Source organism: Anabaena sp. 54, from assembly GCF_017355725.1.
In the GTDB taxonomy this organism is placed as follows: domain Bacteria; phylum Cyanobacteriota; class Cyanobacteriia; order Cyanobacteriales; family Nostocaceae; genus Dolichospermum; species Dolichospermum heterosporum.
On record NZ_JAAVWA010000055.1, the window covers coordinates 1 to 19,498 of the forward strand.

Sequence of the window (19,498 nt, forward strand, 5' to 3'; positions counted from 1 at the left end):
TGCGTCTTTGCGCCTTTGCGTGAGACTAAAATCTAATTCTCCTATGTACACAAACCTCCCAGAAATTCTCCGTCACCGTCGCCAAAAACTCGCAGAAATCATAGACTTACCCGCCGTTCTCTGGTCAGGTAGTAGCAGTCCCCGCAACTTCCCCGCCAATACCTTCCCCCACCGCGCCAATAGCCATTTCCTTTATTTCGCCGGAATTCCTCTCCAAAATGCCGCCATTCGCCTAGAAAGTGGCAACCTACAACTATTTATAGATGACCCCCACCCCAGTAGCGCCCTCTGGCATGGAGAAACCCCAAATCGTGAAGAAATTGCCGCCAAAATAGGCGCAGATGAAGCCAAAACAATGGCAGAATTAGCAAATTACTTAGAAGACGTGGCGACCTTGCCAGTACAAGATGCAACTACTTGGACACAGCAAACCCAACTTTTAGATAGATTCATTTTACCAAAAACTCAACTGGAAGGCATTGATTTAGAACTAGCGAAAGCCATTGTTTCTCTGCGGCTTACCCATGATGCAGCAGCATTGATAGAATTACGTAAAGCAGCGGTCGTGAGTGTAACAGCACACAAGGCAGGAATGGCAGCAACATCTTCAGCTAAACAAGAATCAGAAGTCCGCGCCGCAATGGAAGCAGTAATTATGGCTGAGAACATGACCACTGCTTACACCAGTATTGTGACAGTTCATGGTGAAGTTTTACACAATAATCATTATTACCACTCTCTGCAACCAGGAGATTTACTTTTAGCCGACGTGGGTGCGGAAACCCAGACAGGTTGGGCGGCTGATATTACCCGCACCTGGCCTGTTTCTGGTAAGTTTTCATCAACCCAAAAAGACATTTATGATATTGTTTTAGCTGCCCATGATGCTTGTATTCAAAACATCGCCCCTGGTGTAGAATATGCAGAAATTCATCTATTAGCAGCAACTATAATTGCTGAAGGTTTAGTAGATTTAGGAATTTTGCAAGGTAAACCAGAAGATTTAGTAAAAATGGATCTTCATGCTTTATTTTTTCCTCACGGAATTGGACATCTTTTAGGTTTAGATGTTCATGATATGGAAGATTTGGGAGACATAGCCGGTTATGATCAAGGCAGAAGTAGAAGTAGCCGCTTTGGTTTAAGTTATTTAAGATTAAATCGTCCCTTACGTCCAGGAATGTTAGTCACAATTGAACCAGGATTTTATCAAGTTCCGGCAATTTTAAATGATCCAAAAACTCGTTCTCAATATCAATATTTAGTCAATTGGGAACGTTTAGAACAATTTGCAGATGTGCGAGGTATTCGCATTGAAGATGATGTATTAGTTACAGAATCAGGGAGTGAAGTTTTAACCGCCGCATTACCAACTGAAACTAGTGCTATTGAAGATTTATTAAATGCCAATTTTGCGTAGGTTGGGTTGACGCAAGGAAACCCAACATGAGATCATATAATTAAGAGTTGTAATTCATTACAGCAGTTTTTATATATTTGAACCACAATTATTAGACCTAAACCCCAGCCCCTTCCCTACCTCTCCCTAACCCTCTCCTAAAAGGAGAGGGAAAAGGAAAAACTTTTGTTGCTGAAAGGGGAGTTAATCAAAGCCTCTCTCCTTGCAGGAGAGAGGTTTGGAGAGAGGTCGGTTTGTAGTATATTTACCTGAAAATAGCTGTAATTTACATTTTCAATAATTCTAAAATCATGAAGAAAAACCCCATAGCATTTATATTTAGTGGCATTATTATTAGCTTAGGAATTTTACCATCCTTAGCACAAGCCAAACAGCCTGTTTCTGATACCCAAGTTGCAGCAATGGTAGAAGCTTTACGACTCGCTGCACCTAAAACAAAAAAGCGCAATGATGGCTATTATAGCGAATGGCAAGTTAAACCCGAAACTCTCAAAGGTTGGACAAAAACTTGTCTGAAAAAAGAATTAACACCGACTCAGTTTGAAAATGATCCGAAAATAGCCCGTCAAGTTATTTCCTGTATTACTAACCGGGAGTTAAATAAGCAATTTACAGCCACTAAAAATAATGAAAATAGTGCTGTGCGTGGTGTCGCTTGTTGGTGGATGACTGGTAATTATACAGGCTGCGATAAAGGCTTTACGGCTGACTACGTGCAGAAGGTAGTCCGCTTTTACAAGCAAGAAATTTCCAAACCAACAACCACAACTTCTCCACCACAGAAACATATCAATTGATATAATTTAAAATTAAGGATTTTCAACAGAGTCCCAACATTTATGATCACGCCAAACTGCATTTTTCGCCTCACACTTTTCCTGTTCTTTAGTACCAGTAATTGAGGTAGGGCGAATAATGTTTAAGTTGGATGTAACATAAGAAATCATGAACGAACCGGTAGAGAAACCACAATAGATTAAAGTTCCAAAAAAAAACGTAACACTGACAAATTTAATAGCAGGTATTACAGAAAAACTACGTTTTTTGCCATAGAGTTGATAGCGCATATATTTCCTCAAGGTGGTGTTTATGGCAGATAACACCCTGGGAATCAATATGAACTTGTCAAATTATTTATAACAATATATTGTGGATATTTCTGTTAGCTAATAGACAAAGCTAAGTAGTTTTTGTGGAATATGGACTGTGTATAGGGATTTTTAGGTAAATGAACTACATCTTTTTTATCTCACGCAGAGACGCAGAGGCGCAAAGGAAGAGAGAAACAAGAGTGTGGTTTAGAGGATGTTTGAAAAGTCTCTTATCGTGTATTAAATATTTTAGGCGTTGCTGAATTGAGGTATGAAATTGAAAAATCAAAAAAATGAAACTCTTACTCTCTGCGACTGGAGCGCTTCTGCGTGTTCGCGCAGCGTGCCGTAGGCATAATAAAATCGGCGTTGCTGAACTAAGGTATGAAATTCCCAAATTAAACCTTTAAAACTCTGACCTTTGCGTCTTTGCGCCTTTGCGTGAGACTAAAATTCATACCCTTAATCAGCAACACCATAAAATCATACTCTTAATCAGCAACGCCATATTTTATGATCCCCCTAAATCTCTCTTGAAAAGGGGGACTTTAACTCCATTCCCCCCTCTTAAATAAATGGAAATTCTGTCGCAAGTAAATTCACTATTCAAATCGGATTACTTCTTCTAACATACCTCTAAGATACAAAGCTATCCCTTGACAATCAAGACAGTCGCTGCAAAAATTAAATTCTTTACCATAAAGGCAATGCTAGAACTGATAAACCTAACTCCTGTTCTCTCAACAACAAGCATAAGTGTACAAAATCTTAGAAAAATCTAACTGTTTCAGTGCAGAAGGCTGAATAAAAAAGTTACCAACTCCCTCATCTCCCCACATAATTGAATGTTCATCATCAGAGTTCATTTGCAATAGTAGAAAATCATAACCTTCCTCTTCCTCCAAGTCCGCACGATCATCATTTTGGACAAATGCGGGATATCCTCCTAAACAATGTCCTCCTAATGATTCTTCATATTTTTCTTCATACTCATTAATAAAATCATCTACCAGTTCTTCTAAAGAGTTTTCCATTGCTTTGGTCAGATTACTTTGTTGAAAGATGGGAAAATGGGTTTTAACTAAGGATCTAAACCGATAATCTGATGCACTGATAGGAGTTGATTTAATAGCGAAATTCAAAGCTAAACAGTCTATTAATGGTAAACCTATTCCTGGGGGTAAAAAATCAAAATTATTTAGGAGATTATCAATGTTTAAATCTGGTTCGGGAAAGTAAATAACTCGAAAAGTTGTTTGTTTTAATTGCGGATATTCTTCAATTCCATAGGCTGTTTCACCTGATGCTTCAATATAAAACTGAAGTATGCCTTTTTCTGGTAAATCTTCTAATTTAGGCGTTTCTGAAAAGTTGATTTGTGCTAAAAGATGGAGGGGAGTACCATCTGGTGCTTCAGGATAGGTCGTATTTTTGGGAAGGTAAGGTACACCACCAAATTTACTTTGCCATAAGGTAGTTTCTGTTGTTGAATAGGGAGTAATTTCTATAGAAGGTTTGATAATTGCATTGGCAAATTCATCTACCTGATTTTTTAGTTCTAAGAACATCCCATACAATTCATCTGGAGTAAAATCTTTGTTATTTTCATCTGCTGGTACAGATTCTACATCATACCAACCATGTGTGAGTAATTCTTGAATACTTTCTTTAAAAAAGGCTTCTGCTTCGGCTTCAGAAGAGAATTTATGTAGTTCTTGATAATGGGTAACGTTGTAGCCGTCGAGGTGAATTGACGTTCTCAGTGAACTTAATCTAAATATTTTATTGGATTTCATGATAATTAACCTTAGATGTGATCAGGAATAATAGAAATATAACCAAAAAAAATTCGTAATTGATAATTCTTAAAACTACAAATTACGAATTATCATAGCGGTTATCACTAGGATGCAATATAGTCGAGGGCGCAGACCCTGCGCCCCTACAGGCTTTACGATTTGCTGACTATATCTCATTCAAGTGCATACCGCTATATCAATTAAGCTGTAACTTTAGCTAATGCCTTTTCTACAGCTTTTAATGCTTGCTTGATTTCTGCATCTGTGACAATGAGAGGAGGAACAAACCGCACTACTTTAGGACCTGCAGGAACAAGTAATAAACCTGCGTCCATTGCCGCTTTGACGACTTCAGGGGCTGTTAAAGGAATATCGGCTTTGATTTCCATGCCGTTGATTAAACCCCAACCGCGCACTTCTGAGATATGCTGAGGATATTGACGAGCGATCGCTCTTAATCCTTCTCGTAAATGTGCGCCCTGTTCTCTGACATTCTCTAAAATATTCTCTTTTTCCAAAGTCTCACACACACTCAGCGCCACACCACAAACAAAGGGATTACCGCCAAATGTACTTGCGTGTTCTCCTGGTTGGAAAATATCGCAGAATTTCTTACTCATCATCGCACCGATGGGAATACCACCGCCCAAACCTTTCGCACTGGTGAAAATATCTGGTTCTACTCCCAAATGTTCATAACCCCATAATTTGCCACTGCGTCCCATTCCAACCTGTACTTCATCAAAAATCAACAAAATACCGGTTTCGTCGCAAATCTCCCGTAACCGCTTAAAGTAGGCAATATCCCCAGGACGAACGCCACCTTCTCCCTGTAATGGTTCAATTAAAATTGCCCCTACCCGATAATTACCTTCATCTAATTCAGTAACAGCGGCTTCCACTGCTCTAATATCGTTGTAATTTACATAGTGGAAACCAGGAACTAAAGGATCAAAATGCTTTTGATACTTTGGTTGTCCAGTGGCAGTCACGGTGGCTAAAGTCCGTCCGTGAAAACTGGCATGAGCAGTTAAAATGATCGGGTGGGCAATTTCTAGGACAGTGTGGGCATATTTCCGCGCTAGTTTAATGGCTGCTTCGTTGGCTTCAGCACCAGAATTGCAGAAAAATACTCTATCCGCACAGGAATGATTAACAATCCATTTAGCTAATTCACCCTGTTCAGGAATATAGTACAAATTGGAAACATGATGCAATTTCTGGATTTGTCTAGTTACAGCCTCTACCATTGCTGGATGGGCGTGTCCTAGAGTACAAGTGGCAATGCCCGCGACAAAATCCAGATATTCGTTGCCCTGACTATCCCAAACACGGCAACCAGCACCCCGTTCTAAAGCCAAAGGAAACCGTCCATAAGTGGACATGACAGCCGCATCGAAGCTATCAACATCAAAAGGTGTAGATGGCATAATACCTGACTCCAAGGGGTTCGTGGCTTGTTCAATTAGAGTTTGCACGCTCACTACCGCTACTCCTGAAAAGCTTTTATCGTAATACTTTACTAGGTTCTGGGAAATATGAACAAAATTTTTGATGATTTTAGAAGAAGGAGTCAGGAGTCAGGAGTCAGGAGTCAAGAAGAAGGAGTCAGGAGTCAGGAGTCAGGAGTCAGGAGGAAGAAGAAAGAAGAAGGAGGAAAAATCACCCATAATTGTGCAAATATTATTTATTGTGAATCCTTACATTAGAAGTTTTTTAATTCTTAATTCGGACTTGCTGATAGCGTAGCGTGATGTTAACCATATAAATATAAAACCTTGATAAATCAAGAGTTATAGGGAAATAAAATGTGAATAAGGTGCAAGGAATAATCTTTAAAACTATCAAAAAACTATCACTTTCTCATATTCTTCCTTATTCCTTATTCCTTATTTCTTCTTTCTTCCTCCTGACTCCTGACTCCTGACTCCTGACTCCTGAACTCCTAATTCTTAATTGCCTGTGTATTCTACCCTTGAACAAAAATATCAACGGATTCAAAAAGAATTAATGGCTGGGGCGCTTGCTTTAGCTGGTATTTTCCTAATCGGGACTTTATGGTATTCCCTGGTTGAGGGCTGGAAATGGGAAGATGCAGCTTACATGACTGTAATTACTCTAGCAACTGTCGGTTATGGAGAAACTCACCCATTAGGTAGCCGGGGGCGGTTGTTTACCATTGCTTTGATTTTAATGGGTGTGGTCAATCTTGGTTATATTGTCAATAGATTTACAGCCGCAGTCATTGAAGGTTATTTTCTAGAAGGAATTCGACTCCGACAACAAAGGCGTTTAATGGAATCATTATCAGAACATTATATTATCTGTGGATTTAGCCGCACTGGGCGACAAATTGCTAAGGAATTTCAGGCTGAAGCTGTTTCTTTTGTAGTGATTGATTCGGAACTAGAATCTGTCCAAAAAGCCCAGGAAATTGGTTACATTGTTTTTCAAGGTGATGCGACGTTAGATGATACTTTGTTAAAAGTTGGCATTACTAAAGCAATTTGTATTGTGGCGGCTTTACCTTCAGATGCGGAAAATTTATATACTGTTTTATCAGCAAAAACTCTGAATCCAGACATTCGAGCGATCGCTCGCGCTAGTACGGAAGAAGCGGTACAAAAGTTACAACGTGGTGGCGCAGATGCCGTAATTTCACCGTATATTACTGGTGGCAAACGCATGGCAGCAGCAGCCCTCAGACCGCAGATTTTGGACTTTGTAGATGGGATGCTTTCTGGTACAGACCGTCAGTTATATATGGAAGAATTTTTACTAGATTCCGATAGGTGTCCCTTCGTTGGTCAAAGTTTACAAAGAGCCAAATTGCGATCGCAATCAGGCGCATTAGTTCTCGCAATACGCCGCCTTGATGGTAAACTCATTGGTGGTCCCACTGGAGATACCGTTTTAATGTCAGGAGATACATTAATTTGTATGGGTACGGCTGAACAATTGCGGGATTTAAATCAAATTCTCGGTCCGATTAATTCTATTCCCCTAAAACGTCCGAAAAATAGCTAAAAGCAGACTTATTTTGCAAGTTGAAAGATGGTAGAATTACCGTAGCTTTTTTGTATAACTTGTAAAATCATGAAACTAGCTTTAGTAGCGACCACTATTTTTACCTTGACTTTAGGATTGTACACACCAAAAGTTACTGCTGCACCTGCACAAACACCCAAGACTTTTACAGAATGGTGTCAACAAAAAGGAAGTTTACCTGAAGAGACGAGACACACCGTTGAAGTATTATTAAAAATTGCTAAAACACCAAATTGTAGTCAAGCTAATCAAACGCTGATCAATTTGACTGATCTTACTCTTGATAAAAATCAAATCAGCGACATAAAACCTTTGTCAAATCTGACTAATTTAACTTCTCTTGACCTTGCGGAAAATAAAATCAGCGACGTAAAACCTTTGTCAAATCTGACTAATTTAACTTATCTTTCCCTTTGGGGAAATCAAATCAGCGACATAAAACCTTTGTCCAATCTGACTAAATTGACTAAACTTTCCCTTGCGGACAATAAAATCAGCGACATAAAACCTTTGTCAAATTTGAATAATTTGACTTCTCTTATGCTTCAGAGAAATAAAATCAGCGACATAAAACCTTTGTCAAATCTGACTAATTTAACTTCTCTTGACCTTGATGAAAATCAAATCAACGATATCAAACCTTTGTCTAATCTGACTAATTTGACTTCTCTTACCCTTTCAGAAAATCAAATCAGCGATATTAAACCTTTGTCCAATCTGACTAATTTGACTCTTCTTAACCTTTGGGGAAATAAAATCAGCGACATCAAACCTTTGTCCAATCTGACTAATTTGACTTATCTTTACCTTTGGAAAAATAAAATCAGCGACATCAAACCTTTGTCCAATCTGACTAATTTGACTTATCTTTACCTTTTAGAAAATCAAATCAGCGATATTAAACCTTTGTCCAATCTGACTAATTTGACTAAACTTTTCCTTGATGGAAATCAAATCAGCGACATCAAACCTTTGTCCAATCTGACTAATTTGACTGAACTTTCCCTTGTGGACAATAAAATCAGCGACATAAAACCTTTGTCCAATCTGACTAATTTGACTGAACTTTCCCTTGCGGACAATAAAATCAGCGACATAAAACCTTTGTCCAATCTGACTAATTTGACTTCTCTTAAGCTTGGGCGGAATCCACTTACCTCTAAAGAATGTCCTATTCAACTAAAACATATTTGTATTTTTTACTAGTGGTTAAATCCTCATCATATCCCGGACTTCTTTTTTAACCTTGTAAAGAAATGATGAATTAATATCATAAGTCTGGGATGTAGTCTTTTTAAAAAATGCACTTTACAAAATCCTATTCTACTAAACCATGTTTCATCGCAAACCTGACTAATTCTGCCCGGTTACAGGTTTCAGTTTTCCTCAATAAACTACTCACATATTTCTCCACCGTGCGCGGACTCAAATGTAAATGATTACCAATTTCTACATTAGAAAAACCATGAGTTAATAAATCTAAAACTTCCTGTTCTCTAACAGTTAACGGTGTCAATACTTGAGATTGTTGTACATGAGTAGGGATAGAAATATGACCGTTTTTTGCTTTTGTATAAGTGGCAAAACTGATTTCTTCCTGATAAAGAAAACGACATTCTGATTGGATGATTTGCGATCGCTCTAATAAATTACGTATAGCAGCGGCTATTTCCTCCAATTCAAATGGCTTAGACAAATACATATCACAACCAGACTGATATCCCAAAATTCGTTCTTGGGTTTTCGTTCTCTCTGTCAACAAAATCACAGGTAATAATCGAAACGCCGATAATTGACGAACACGACGCACCAATTCATAGCCATTCATCTGTGGCATCATAATATCTGTCACCATCAAATCAGGATGACGCTTTTCAACCATATCCAAAGCATCAATACCATTATCAACGGTAATGACATTATACCCAGACAGATCAAGATAATCACTAATAGATAGGCGTGTACCTAAATCGTCATCTGCGACAAGAATAGTCAAGGGCATGGATAGTACACCCCTATAATCTTTTGGTCGAGCAATTTACTGTAATCACAAATATTAATAGACACAAGCAAGAATACTAATTCTATCTCTAATACTATGACAAGATTACTTACTCATGATGACATCATCAATGATTTCTAAAGAAAATATTAAATTTTTAGGAATAGTTAACAAAACTTTACGTAATTTAGAGACTAAACAGGTTTACCTGTCACCTGTCTTTGTGAACTACAATCAATAAAAGAGTTAGTCTAAATAAATTTTTAGGCGTATTTATTAAAAATTAAGAAGATTTTCGATGAGTGATAAACAGAGTGAAGGTTACAAAGTTATTTGTGATAATCGGCAAGCACGGTTTTTATATGAAATCATAGAAACCTATGAAGCGGGAGTTCAGTTGACAGGAACTGAAGTAAAATCAATTCGTGCGGGTAAAGCCAATTTGCAAGATGGCTATGCGTTGCTTCGTGACGGTGAAGCATGGTTAATCAACGTCCATATTTCTCCTTATGCCTCTAGTGGTGCATACTTTAATCACGAACCCAGACGCACCCGCAAGTTATTACTTCATAAACAAGAACTGCGTAAACTCATTGGTAGGGTACAACAGGAAGGTTTAACCCTCGTCCCCCTAAAAATGTATCTAAAACGGGGCTGGGTAAAAATAGTTATTGCCCTGGGTAAAGGTAAAAAACTCCACGATAAACGCGAAAGCCTCAAACGTCGTGATGATCAACGAGATATGCAAAGGGCAATGAAGAGGTACTAGGAGGCAGAGGGCAGGGGAAATTCCCACAACCGCCTCCGAATGAATTCGGAGTCTCATAGCAAAAGTCGTCTAAAGACGACTATTAAAGGCTTTGAGTCCACTTCAGTGGACTTGAACTATTAGACTGGGAATTCATTCCCAGGCGGGTTAGGAAACTCTTTTCTAAGCGTGATTATGATTATTGCGGGTTAAAGGTTGCCAATAGCTGGCAACTAAAGCCACCATAAACCACCAGAGGGTATTAACTTCAGGGCGATAGAAGACCGTATCAAATAGACCCTGAGCAAGTATACCTAGCATACTAGCGATCGCCCCAATTAACCATAAGCCCTCGATATTTTTAGTTTCTCGTAATCGTCGCAGTTGCAAAAATCCTGTATTGAAGGTGACGACTATTAACCATAAGAAACAGGTAAAACCCAAAAAGCCAGTTTCCACAATCGTTTCTAGAAACACAGAATAGGCACTTAAAGCCGTAAACCGAGGACGTTGATAGAGAGGATAAACCTTATTAAAAGAACCATGTCCAGGTCCTATACCAATTATCGGGCGATCGCGGATCATCTGAAACACAGATTCCCAGACATTTTTGCGAAAATTATTACTACTGTCTTGGCGGTCAGCAAATATACTCACAACCCGCACACGGAAAGGTTCGACAAATAACATCCCTACTACCAATAACCCCACCACACTTCCTAACAGAATTGGTAAAGACCAACTCCGCCAAAATGGGGGCATACTTATACTCCACCAATAAATCAGCAAGACTGCCACAGTAAACAATCCCACCAACAAAGCAATCCAACCACCGCGACTAAAGGTAAGAATTAAAGTCGCAGAATTGACAATAAACATTGTTAGTGCTAGGGCTTTTTTCATCCAACCTTGCCAAGCCACAATCGCCACCAAGCTTAAAACCGCAGCCGGTAAAAGATATCCTGCCAGTAAGTTGGGATTACCTAAATAACTGTAAACCCTGGTAGTCTTAGCCAAAGGTGATTCCGGGTCAACCCAAGTAGCCAAAGCCTTCGCGCCAAAAAACCATTGTCGCAACCCATAGACGCTGACAATCAGGGATATATGCAAATAGAGAGTAATCAACCAAGACCGAAATCGGGGGACGCGCAGCACCCTCGCACAGAGGGCAAACAGTAACAAATAAAGAGTTAATGTTTGTAAATCACCTAATGCTGCTTTTTTCACTGGTGATAATGCTGTTGATATGGCAGCAATACCCCAATACAGCAACACTAGCAGGTGAATAGGAGTAACCGAAGCCGCATTTGCTGATGTATTATCATCCGATAAAGTCAACAGCAGCCAAAAGCCGACACAAGCCACCAACAATAAACCGATTAAAGTAGTAGAAACAAAAGGTGCAAGACCATAAATGAGGCTAAGTAAGCCAACAGCAATAATATCTCCCCACTGCATTAAAATACTACTTTGTCGCCAAGGCAGCAAAAGTCCCACCAGAAACCGATGTAGGTAACTACCAGACAAATATTCTTTCAGTGGTAAAGAAGATAAAGTCAATCTTTCCCAGACTAAATACATAAGGAAATACAGAATACAGGAGCTATGCAGTATAGCTTACGCCAAGTCTAGCTGTGAAAATTAATATTCCTTTCCTCAATACCTTGTCTATTTTCTGCTTTGTTGGGTTAAGCGACAGCGCAACCCGACGCATTTGTTGGGTTTCATGCTTCAACCCAACCTACAAATCAAGGCCTTTTCCAATTTAGAAGGTATTGTTTCCTCGAAAACTATTCTCAAGTTTTTATGACTACAAATGCGCCAAAAGCCACCCATCTAAATCGGATATTTCTGTAAAATCTAACAAGGACTCCCCTAAACTCTCCAACTGCTCTATATTCAAACTTCTTATTTGCTCTTGTTGGGCTAAAGACAGCAATCCATACCGCTTAGTCAACATACGCAGCACTAAATCCGTTTCCCCTGCTTGTCGTCCTGCTTGTTGTCCTGCTTGCTGTCCTTCTTGAAACACTTCCTGATAAAACCGTGTTTGGGTGACATCTGCTGTTTTCAGGTTTAGCATTTTCAAAATCTCCTTTGTGCTGAGTTGTGGGAATTTATTCACAAGTATAGCTTCTATTAAATCTAAGCGCCGGCGCAGTTCTTCTTCTGTTTCTGCACTATTAATAATCGCTTGTGCCAAGGAGGCTGTATCTCTTCCCGTCGGTTGGGTAAAATCAACAATCCGTACCAAGGTTGTTTGATGTTGTATTGATATAGGTACAGAAAAATCTCTGCGAAATACCGACCATAAAATTTGGGTTCTCTTTGCATCTGTGCCTCTAAAAATACTAACGGTAAATTTAGATCCTTGGCAATTGGTGTTAATAATCCATCTATTGCAAATCCTTTTTCTTTGACTGCGATCGCACTATAGGTAAATTCGCAATCTTTGGGAATTTCTGGGATTAACTCGGTAATCAATCCTGGCTGAGATAAAAATAGTCGGTAAAACAGTTTGTCAGTTTTCATAATTACCTATCGTTCTCCTTAATCTCCTTATCTAAAAATTTTTTTCTTATTCTCATACAAATTACAAGAATGAGAGTTTGAACGTTAAACATCAGATTGCTAAACAAAGCTATTGTTGTCTTATCCAATAGATTTGTTTGAGAATAAATGCTTTAAGATTAACAGCATTTACTTAAAGATTGCGTAAATATTCAAAATTACCACGTACAATAATAGTATGAGGGTGATCTACTCCTAATCGTTGTTCCAAAATATTTAAAGCTTGTTGGTAGAGAGGTTCTGCTTCTTTGTACTTGCCTTGAGATTTGTAAAGTCCTGCCAAATTGTTGAGACTGGAAGCAACATCAGGATGATCATCACCCAGCAGTTTTTGCCTGAGAGCTAAAGCTTGTTGGTAGAGAGGTTCTGCTTCTTTGTACTTGCCTTGAGATTCGTAAAGTCCTGCCAAATTGTTGAGACTGGTAGCAACATCAGGATGATCATCACCCAGCAGTTTTTGCCAGAGAGCTAAAGCTTGTTGGTAGAGAGGTTCTGCTTCGTTGTACCTGCCTTGAGATTCGTAAAGTCCTGCCAAATTGTTGAGACTGGAAGCAACATCAGGATGATCATCACCCAGCAGTTTTTGCCTGAGAGCTAAAGCTTGTTGGTAGAGAGGTTCTGCTTCGTTGTACCTGCCTTGAGATTCGTAAAGTCCTGCCAAATTGTTGAGACTGGTAGCAACATGAGGATGATCATCACCCAGCAGTTTTTGCCAGAGAGCTAAAGCTTGTTGGTAGAGAGGTTCTGCTTCCTTGTACTTGCCTTGAGAATAGTAAAGTAATGCCAAATTGTTGAGACTGGTAGCAACATGAGGATGATCATCACCTAAACGCCGTTTTAGCAATAATACACATTTTTTCCACCAAGGTTCTGCATCATTATATAATCCTTGTCCTTTATAAAATCTTCCTACTCCCACAAAAGGCCAAATTAAATTTTTATCACTCACAGTATCCAGTAAATGATCTGCTACTTCCTGTAAATGGGGTATAGCTAATTTGAATCTTTGAATATCTTTCTGTATTGGTTGTTGTGGAATTTCTTGAGCTATATTAACCATTGCTTGGCAAAAATTACGTTTTAGTGTAGTGCTGACAAATTGACGATTGAATAAATTACTAAAAAGTTGACCAATATCTAAAAACAAAAAGTTTGCCAAGGTGATCTTTTCCTGTGTAACCGTTGACAGTTTTTCTAACTTGACTTGTAAAAAATCACGAATTAGTTGATGTAATTGATAATGATCAATATTTTCACTTTGTAAAAGATGTAATCGTTCTAATTCAATTCTGGCATTTTCTAGACTTTCTATGTTTTTCTCCCGTGAAGCACTTTGAATCAATAACCAAGGAATGGGAGCTAAAGCAAATAAACTGAGTAGACAACTTAACTCTTGAGCAGAATAACTGATAATTTCCCAACTTAATTCAAAAGCAGCTTGAACACCACGAGTTATAGATAAAGTCCAAGTAGGGTCATGAGCATCAATATCAAAAGCAGGATGATTGATACCTTTAGCTGCTAATCTTCGCAACATTTCCGCGCAAGATATCTGACGATATTTGAGATAACGACCAACCAATTGTAAAGCTAGTGGTAAACGACCTAATCGTTGACAAAGTTCCTCTGCTAGTGCTGTTTCTTGATTTAAGCTATCTTCACCAATTAATTTTGATAATAATGCCATTGCCTCCGGTAAAGAAAGGATTTGTAAAGACAAAGAACCAGATAAATCTAGTTTTAGTCTTGTTGTGATCAAAACCCGAAATTGAGATGATTGTGGCGGCAAATAAGGCTGAATCGCCGAATAATTTTGGACATCATCAATAACTAATAAAACAGTACCTTCTCGCCAACGTTGCCAACACCACTTTACTTGTAGTAATACATCAAAATCATCTGGGGGATTTAAACCTAAATGTGTGCGACAAAATTGAATTATTTGTAAACCGAGATTTTGATTTGTAGCCGACAACCAACAAATACATCCCGGATAAGAATTTAGGAATAAATGCAGAAGAGAATATTGGGTAGCTAATTCAGTTTTACCAATACCACCCATACCTTCAACAGCAGAAATTACAGCATGATTGCTAGTTTGTAAATGTTGATGAATTAACACTAATTCATTTTCTCGACCAACAAACTTTTGAGTATTACTATTAGGGATATTGTGGGGAAAACCTAGAGGTTTATCCCAATCATTTAAATTATTGACAATTTGAAAAACTTGAGTAATATCTCCCACAGAGATATCACCCCCCGCTTGCACATTTTTGAAAAGCTCTTGAACAATTTGAGGGAGATGATTTGTATTCATGATTAGAACTTAAAGAATGTTTTAAAAGTTTTTAATATTTAAACAGACCCCTTTCTAAACCTCTCCCCTACCAAAAGAGAAGCATTAAAACCTTTATTTTTTTTCTAGTTCCCTCTCCTCTTAGGAGAGGGCTAGGGAGAGGTAAGTACAGACCCCTTTCTAAACCTTTCCCCTACCAAAATAAAAGCATTAAAACCTTTATTCTTTTCTAGTTCCCTCTCCTTTTAGGAGAGGGTTAGGGAGAGGTAAGTTAAGTTTTTGGAGATAATGAATTTTATCCAATACTTTTCACACAATCTCTTAACCTTCTTGAGTTAAATCACCTACATTAATATTATTAGCCTTGATATTGGTGAGCATTTCTTGGTCAACAGAACCACTACTTCCTGAAGTTTTTTGAGTGATATTCTGAGCTTGTAAATCACCAGTTAATTCAATTCCACTCAGAATAACCTGACGAATCTTAGGGTCTTGTGTTTTGAGTTCTTCAACCAGCAATTTAAGTTGATTAGCAAAAGTTGCATCAGCATTAATGTATTCTTGCAATTCATCTTGTAACTTGGTTTTATTTTTTTCAGTTGGATCTTTTTCAGCCCGAATTAATAAACCTTCCATTCCTTCCGTAGTTAACTTTTGTCGAATACTGCTAACCAACTTTGCAAAAGTATCCGCGACACCTTTAACTGCAAATTTTCCACCTTCTTTGATTGCTTCCGAGAAAAATAAAGAAACAATAACAGCACCAGTGAGTGGTTCTACCATAAAAATTACACCTTAATTGATTAATACAGCATAAGTATATATCATTCGCAACAGGTCAAGCAACAAACAAGAAATTTCGACCCTTTGCTTATTTGCATTTCTGCGGGAAATAAAATCTAATCTATACAATTCTTTTCGGTTAAGGCTAAAAAAACAGATTTTATCTTCGTTACTATACTCTGTATGGGAATGAGTTATAGAAGGTGCTGACTTTAATAACTGCAAGAGGCAGAGCCTCTGTGATAGCATTCCCAGTCAGAGACTGGGAACGAGATAAACGAGATAATACTATCTTTTTTTGGAATTATGTGGGGGGAATGAATTATAGAAGGTGCTGACTTTAATAACTGCAAGAGGCAGGGCCTCTGTGAGGCATTCCCAGTCAGAGACTGGGAACGAGGTGATATTATCTTTTTTTGGAATTATGCGGGGGGCGTTGTTGGGGGTGATCTCCATTCTTGGGGACACTGGGGGAATTTAATTGTTTGCGACCATTAGTAATAATTTTTAACATTTCCTGAATATCCTGTTCAATATTAGCCAGAACGTTATCAGCGTATTTATCAGCACCATCTTCAATTTCTTCAGCTTGAGAAATTGCAATTTGGCGCATTTCTTCTAATTCTTGTTGACAAGCGCGACGTTTACGGTCAATTTCTGCGAGGGTGTCTTGCATCATTGCTTCACAATCTTGCTGGACTTGCCGCCGCAGTTGGTCAGCTTCTCGCTGTGCTTGCCTGACAATATCACTTTCTGCCAAAATTTGCGCTCTTTTTGCTTGGGCTACATCTACAACCTGTTGTCCATATTCTTCCGCTTCTAGAAGAATTTCATTCTTTTGTGCCAAAATATTGAGCGCTTCCTGAAACACCGTTGGTAAAGAAAGACGGACAAAATCCAGTTGTTCAAGTAATTTATCTTCATCTATTAAGGTACGTCCCGTGAGGGGAATCCTCAAACTAGAGAGAACTATTTCCTCTAATTGGTTGAGTTCGTGCTGAATATCTACCCCTGCTGTTGGTTCTGGATTACCAATGGAGGGGATACCATTCACATACTCTCTTGGGGGAGGATTGTTGCCGTTGTAGTTGGATTCGAGGCTAGGGATTTTTGGTTGTAGCATTGGTATATATCTAGGGCAATGTGTGGGGGAACAAGATGATCAACAGAGCCACCAAACCTGGCAATCTCTTTTACCACACTACTACTTAAAAAACTATACTCATTTGATGTTGCCAGAAAAACTGTCTCGATCTGAGTAGACAATGTTTTATTAGTGTGAGCCATTTGTAGCTCTATCTCAAAGTCAGAAACCGCTCTTAACCCCCTTAACAAAACTTGCGCTTGTTGCATTTGGGCATATTTTACGGTCAAACCGTCAAAGCTGTCTACTCCTACATTTGGTAAATGTTTTGTAGATAGACGAATTTGTTCTAATCTTTGCTCTACTGTAAACAATGGTATTTTACTGGGATTGCGGAGGACGGCAACTATGACTCGTTCAAATAGACGACTACTGCGCTGAATAAGGTCTAAATGTCCCAAGGTGATGGGATCAAAACTACCAGGATAAATAGCAATCACAATGTTATTTTAAGTGATTATATTGACGGATTTTCAACAGAACTTTATTAAATCTAACACAGGGAGTGGGAGGTGGGGGAGGTGGGGGGGGTGGGGGAGGTGGGGGAGGGGGGGGAGGAATTTTACTGATGACAACTGACAACTGACAACTGACAACTGACTAATGATTTTAATTTTGCTGAATTACTTATCGCTATAGTGACTAAGGCATACTATATTATTGTGTTTCATCTCCATAGATTTCAAATTCCTATAGGTAATTTTGTATGGTAGTGGATTTTTCTGTTTTGCCTTTGGGGTTTTTATTTACTTCTCCTGGTCCGATTGTGGTTAAATTGGGACCAATTGTTATTCGTTGGTATGGGTTGTTGATTGCTTCTGCTGTGTTAATTGGTGTTAGTCTTTCTCAATACCTAGCCAAGCGTCGTCATATTAATCCCGATTTAATTAGTGATTTATCAATTTGGTTGGTGATTGCAGCTATTCCCGCCGCTAGGTTATATTATGTTTTGTTTCAATGGCCAGAATATTCTCAACATCCAGAACGGATAATTGCAATTTGGCAAGGGGGTATTGCTATTCATGGGGCAATTATTGGCGGTGCGATCGCGGCGTTAATTTTTGCTAGACTGAAGAAGGTATCTTTTTGGCAATTGACTGATTTGGTTGCTCCTTCATTAATATTAGGGCAAGCAATTGGTCGGTGGGGAAATTTTTTCAACTCGGAAGCTTTTGGCAGACCAACTAGTTTACCTTGGAAGTTATATATTCCCTCAGATCGTCGTCCTTTGGATTTAGTGAATTTTGAATATTTCCATCCCACTTTTCTTTATGAATCGTTGTGGAATTTAATGGTGTTTGCATTGTTAATAACTTTGTTTTTTCGAGCTTTAGCTAAAAAATCCCGGTTGAAAGTAGGGACGTTATTTTTAGTTTACTGGGTTGCTTATAGCTTGGGACGGATTTGGATTGAAGGTTTACGCACAGATAGCTTAATGCTAGGACCTTTACGGATGGCACAAATGGTAAGTTTAGGGGGAATGACTTTAGGATTATTTGGTTTAGCTTGGCTATATATATTCAAGCGTTCCTTACCTGATGTTGTTGCTGGGGGAAATGAAGAAAAAAATGCCCCAGAGTAATTAATCTCTAGGGCTTAACCAGGGTGCATCTACCATCTATTTCTACTAGGCAAAGTGGCTGAATCCGGATATTACTCAGGAAATGCTAAAAGTTTTTTTTGCAGGGTTTTGAAGGGGAAAATTGATGAGTGAATCTACTAGTAATTTGAGTTTTTCTAAGTATCCCAATGCCTTAGAATCTGCGGTTTATATTGTGGGTGCCGGACCAGGAGATCCTGATTTATTAACGGTTAGGGCGCAAAAGTTGTTGGCTGCGGCTGATGTGATTTTATTTGCAGATTCTTTAATTCCCGAACAGATTTTAGATATTTGTCGTGCAGATGCGGAAATTATTAAAACAGCAAATCGGACTTTGGAAGAAATTTTACCATTGATGATTGATGCCGTGCGATCGCATAAATCAGTGGTCAGGCTACATTCTGGTGATCCTAGTCTGTATAGCGCTATTCATGAACAAATGCAGCTATTAGCCGATGCGAATATTCCCTTTGAAGTTATCCCTGGTATCAGTGCCTTTCAAGCTGCCGCAGCTAAATTGAAAATAGAGTTAACTGTCCCTGGTTTAGTCCAAACTATTATTCTCACTCGCATTAGCGGTCGTACCCATGTCCCTGATACTGAAGAGTTAGCAGCTTTAGCCGCCCATCGTGCCAGTTTATGTTTATATTTAAGTGTGAGTCATATTACTGAAGCCCAAGAAAAATTATTAGAACATTATGATCCAGATACTCCAGTAGCAATTTGCTATCGCTTAGGCTGGCCAGATGAAAAAATCCGGGTTGTAAATTTAGCACAAATCGCAGATTGTACCCATGAAGAAAAATTACGGCGAACTACACTTTATGTCATCAGTCCCGCACTACTACCAGTAAGTGGACGCTCCCGCTTGTATCACCCCGAACATAATCATTTATTCCGTGCATCCCATAATCTTGGCTAGTACCGCAAGGCGGAAGTCAAAAGTCAAAAGTCAAAAGTCAAAATGAAGACAGTATAGGCTTTTGGAGGATT

Annotated in this window: 18 protein-coding genes and 1 pseudogene; 8 read left to right on the forward strand and 11 right to left on the reverse strand. The window is 38.8% G+C overall.

All coding sequences use genetic code 11. The annotated features are described in order from the left end of the window. Positions 1-43: 43 nt before the first annotated feature. Together HEQ36_RS25295 and HEQ36_RS25300 are read left to right on the forward strand one after the other, a co-directional pair. Positions 44-1,420: an aminopeptidase P family protein gene (locus tag HEQ36_RS25295; RefSeq protein WP_168636045.1), complete on the forward strand. Its 1,377-nt coding sequence runs from the start codon at positions 44-46 to the stop codon at positions 1,418-1,420. Positions 1,421-1,710: 290 nt separating this feature from the next. After that, positions 1,711-2,217, forward strand: a complete 507-nt coding sequence (locus tag HEQ36_RS25300; protein WP_205748516.1) for a hypothetical protein — start codon at positions 1,711-1,713, stop codon at positions 2,215-2,217. Positions 2,218-2,229: 12 nt separating this feature from the next. Here HEQ36_RS25300 and HEQ36_RS25305 read toward each other — a convergent pair whose 3' ends face one another. The 3 genes from HEQ36_RS25305 to HEQ36_RS25315 form a co-directional block, all read right to left on the reverse strand. Next, positions 2,230-2,487 carry a hypothetical protein gene (locus tag HEQ36_RS25305; RefSeq protein ID WP_168636044.1) on the reverse strand — a complete coding sequence of 86 codons (258 nt, stop codon included), beginning with the start codon at positions 2,485-2,487 and terminating at the stop codon, positions 2,230-2,232. A gap of 764 nt (positions 2,488-3,251) precedes the next feature. Beyond that, positions 3,252-4,307, reverse strand: a complete 1,056-nt coding sequence (locus tag HEQ36_RS25310; protein ID WP_205748515.1) for a YwqG family protein — start codon at positions 4,305-4,307, stop codon at positions 3,252-3,254. Between the two features lie 203 nt (positions 4,308-4,510). Beyond that, on the reverse strand, positions 4,511-5,794 hold the full coding sequence (locus HEQ36_RS25315; RefSeq protein ID WP_053538996.1) for an aspartate aminotransferase family protein: 1,284 nt from the start codon (positions 5,792-5,794) through the stop codon (positions 4,511-4,513). Between the two features lie 54 nt (positions 5,795-5,848). Here HEQ36_RS25315 and HEQ36_RS25320 point away from each other — a divergent pair, with 54 nt between their 5' ends. From HEQ36_RS25320 to HEQ36_RS25330, 3 genes are all read left to right on the forward strand, one after another. Continuing rightward, the gene (locus tag HEQ36_RS25320; RefSeq protein ID WP_168636043.1) at positions 5,849-6,019 is read left to right on the forward strand and encodes a hypothetical protein; all 171 of its coding nucleotides are present in this window, start codon (positions 5,849-5,851) and stop codon (positions 6,017-6,019) included. 301 nt (positions 6,020-6,320) lie between these two features. Further along, positions 6,321-7,337 (forward strand): TrkA family potassium uptake protein, encoded by a 1,017-nt coding sequence (locus HEQ36_RS25325; RefSeq protein WP_168636196.1) that lies wholly within the window; start codon positions 6,321-6,323, stop codon positions 7,335-7,337. A gap of 69 nt (positions 7,338-7,406) precedes the next feature. Further along, positions 7,407-8,564 carry a leucine-rich repeat domain-containing protein gene (locus HEQ36_RS25330; protein ID WP_168636042.1) on the forward strand — a complete coding sequence of 386 codons (1,158 nt, stop codon included), beginning with the start codon at positions 7,407-7,409 and terminating at the stop codon, positions 8,562-8,564. 112 nt (positions 8,565-8,676) lie between these two features. On the opposite strand, the gene HEQ36_RS25335 is transcribed toward HEQ36_RS25330, so the two are convergent. Next, positions 8,677-9,360 (reverse strand): response regulator transcription factor, encoded by a 684-nt coding sequence (locus HEQ36_RS25335; RefSeq protein ID WP_168636041.1) that lies wholly within the window; start codon positions 9,358-9,360, stop codon positions 8,677-8,679. A 298-nt stretch (positions 9,361-9,658) separates the two neighbouring features. Between HEQ36_RS25335 and smpB the strand changes: the two genes are divergently transcribed. Further along, positions 9,659-10,129, forward strand: coding sequence for an SsrA-binding protein SmpB (gene smpB, locus HEQ36_RS25340; protein WP_015078954.1), 471 nt, complete (start codon positions 9,659-9,661; stop codon positions 10,127-10,129). Positions 10,130-10,291: 162 nt separating this feature from the next. On the opposite strand, the gene HEQ36_RS25345 is transcribed toward smpB, so the two are convergent. The 7 genes and pseudogenes from HEQ36_RS25345 to coaD all read right to left on the reverse strand — a co-directional run bounded on the left by HEQ36_RS25345 (position 10,292) and on the right by coaD (position 17,345). Further along, on the reverse strand, positions 10,292-11,689 hold the full coding sequence (locus HEQ36_RS25345) for an IctB family putative bicarbonate transporter (protein ID WP_168636040.1): 1,398 nt from the start codon (positions 11,687-11,689) through the stop codon (positions 10,292-10,294). Positions 11,690-11,918: 229 nt separating this feature from the next. Beyond that, positions 11,919-12,191: a DUF4351 domain-containing protein gene (locus tag HEQ36_RS26125; RefSeq protein WP_367142458.1), complete on the reverse strand. Its 273-nt coding sequence runs from the start codon at positions 12,189-12,191 to the stop codon at positions 11,919-11,921. A 54-nt stretch (positions 12,192-12,245) separates the two neighbouring features. Further along, a pseudogene (locus HEQ36_RS25355) lies at positions 12,246-12,640 on the reverse strand (DUF2887 domain-containing protein); the annotation flags it as partial. A 172-nt stretch (positions 12,641-12,812) separates the two neighbouring features. Beyond that, the gene (locus tag HEQ36_RS25360; protein ID WP_233455471.1) at positions 12,813-14,999 is read right to left on the reverse strand and encodes a tetratricopeptide repeat protein; all 2,187 of its coding nucleotides are present in this window, start codon (positions 14,997-14,999) and stop codon (positions 12,813-12,815) included. A 300-nt stretch (positions 15,000-15,299) separates the two neighbouring features. Continuing rightward, positions 15,300-15,761 (reverse strand): hypothetical protein, encoded by a 462-nt coding sequence (locus HEQ36_RS25365; RefSeq protein WP_168636039.1) that lies wholly within the window; start codon positions 15,759-15,761, stop codon positions 15,300-15,302. Positions 15,762-16,167: 406 nt separating this feature from the next. Continuing rightward, a complete protein-coding gene (locus HEQ36_RS25370) occupies positions 16,168-16,884 on the reverse strand; it encodes a DivIVA domain-containing protein (protein WP_168636038.1) in 717 nt (238 codons plus the stop codon). Further along, positions 16,812-17,345 (reverse strand): pantetheine-phosphate adenylyltransferase, encoded by a 534-nt coding sequence (gene coaD / locus HEQ36_RS25375; protein ID WP_168636037.1) that lies wholly within the window; start codon positions 17,343-17,345, stop codon positions 16,812-16,814. Before coaD ends, HEQ36_RS25370 begins: the two co-directional genes overlap by 73 nt. Positions 17,346-17,611: 266 nt before the next feature. On the opposite strand from coaD, the gene lgt reads away from it, so the two are divergent. Continuing rightward, positions 17,612-18,487, forward strand: coding sequence for a prolipoprotein diacylglyceryl transferase (gene lgt / locus HEQ36_RS25380; protein WP_168636036.1), 876 nt, complete (start codon positions 17,612-17,614; stop codon positions 18,485-18,487). A gap of 124 nt (positions 18,488-18,611) precedes the next feature. Beyond that, complete coding sequence (cobM, locus tag HEQ36_RS25385) at positions 18,612-19,427, forward strand: precorrin-4 C(11)-methyltransferase (protein WP_053539007.1); 816 nt, start codon at positions 18,612-18,614, stop codon at positions 19,425-19,427. Positions 19,428-19,498 lie beyond the last annotated feature (71 nt).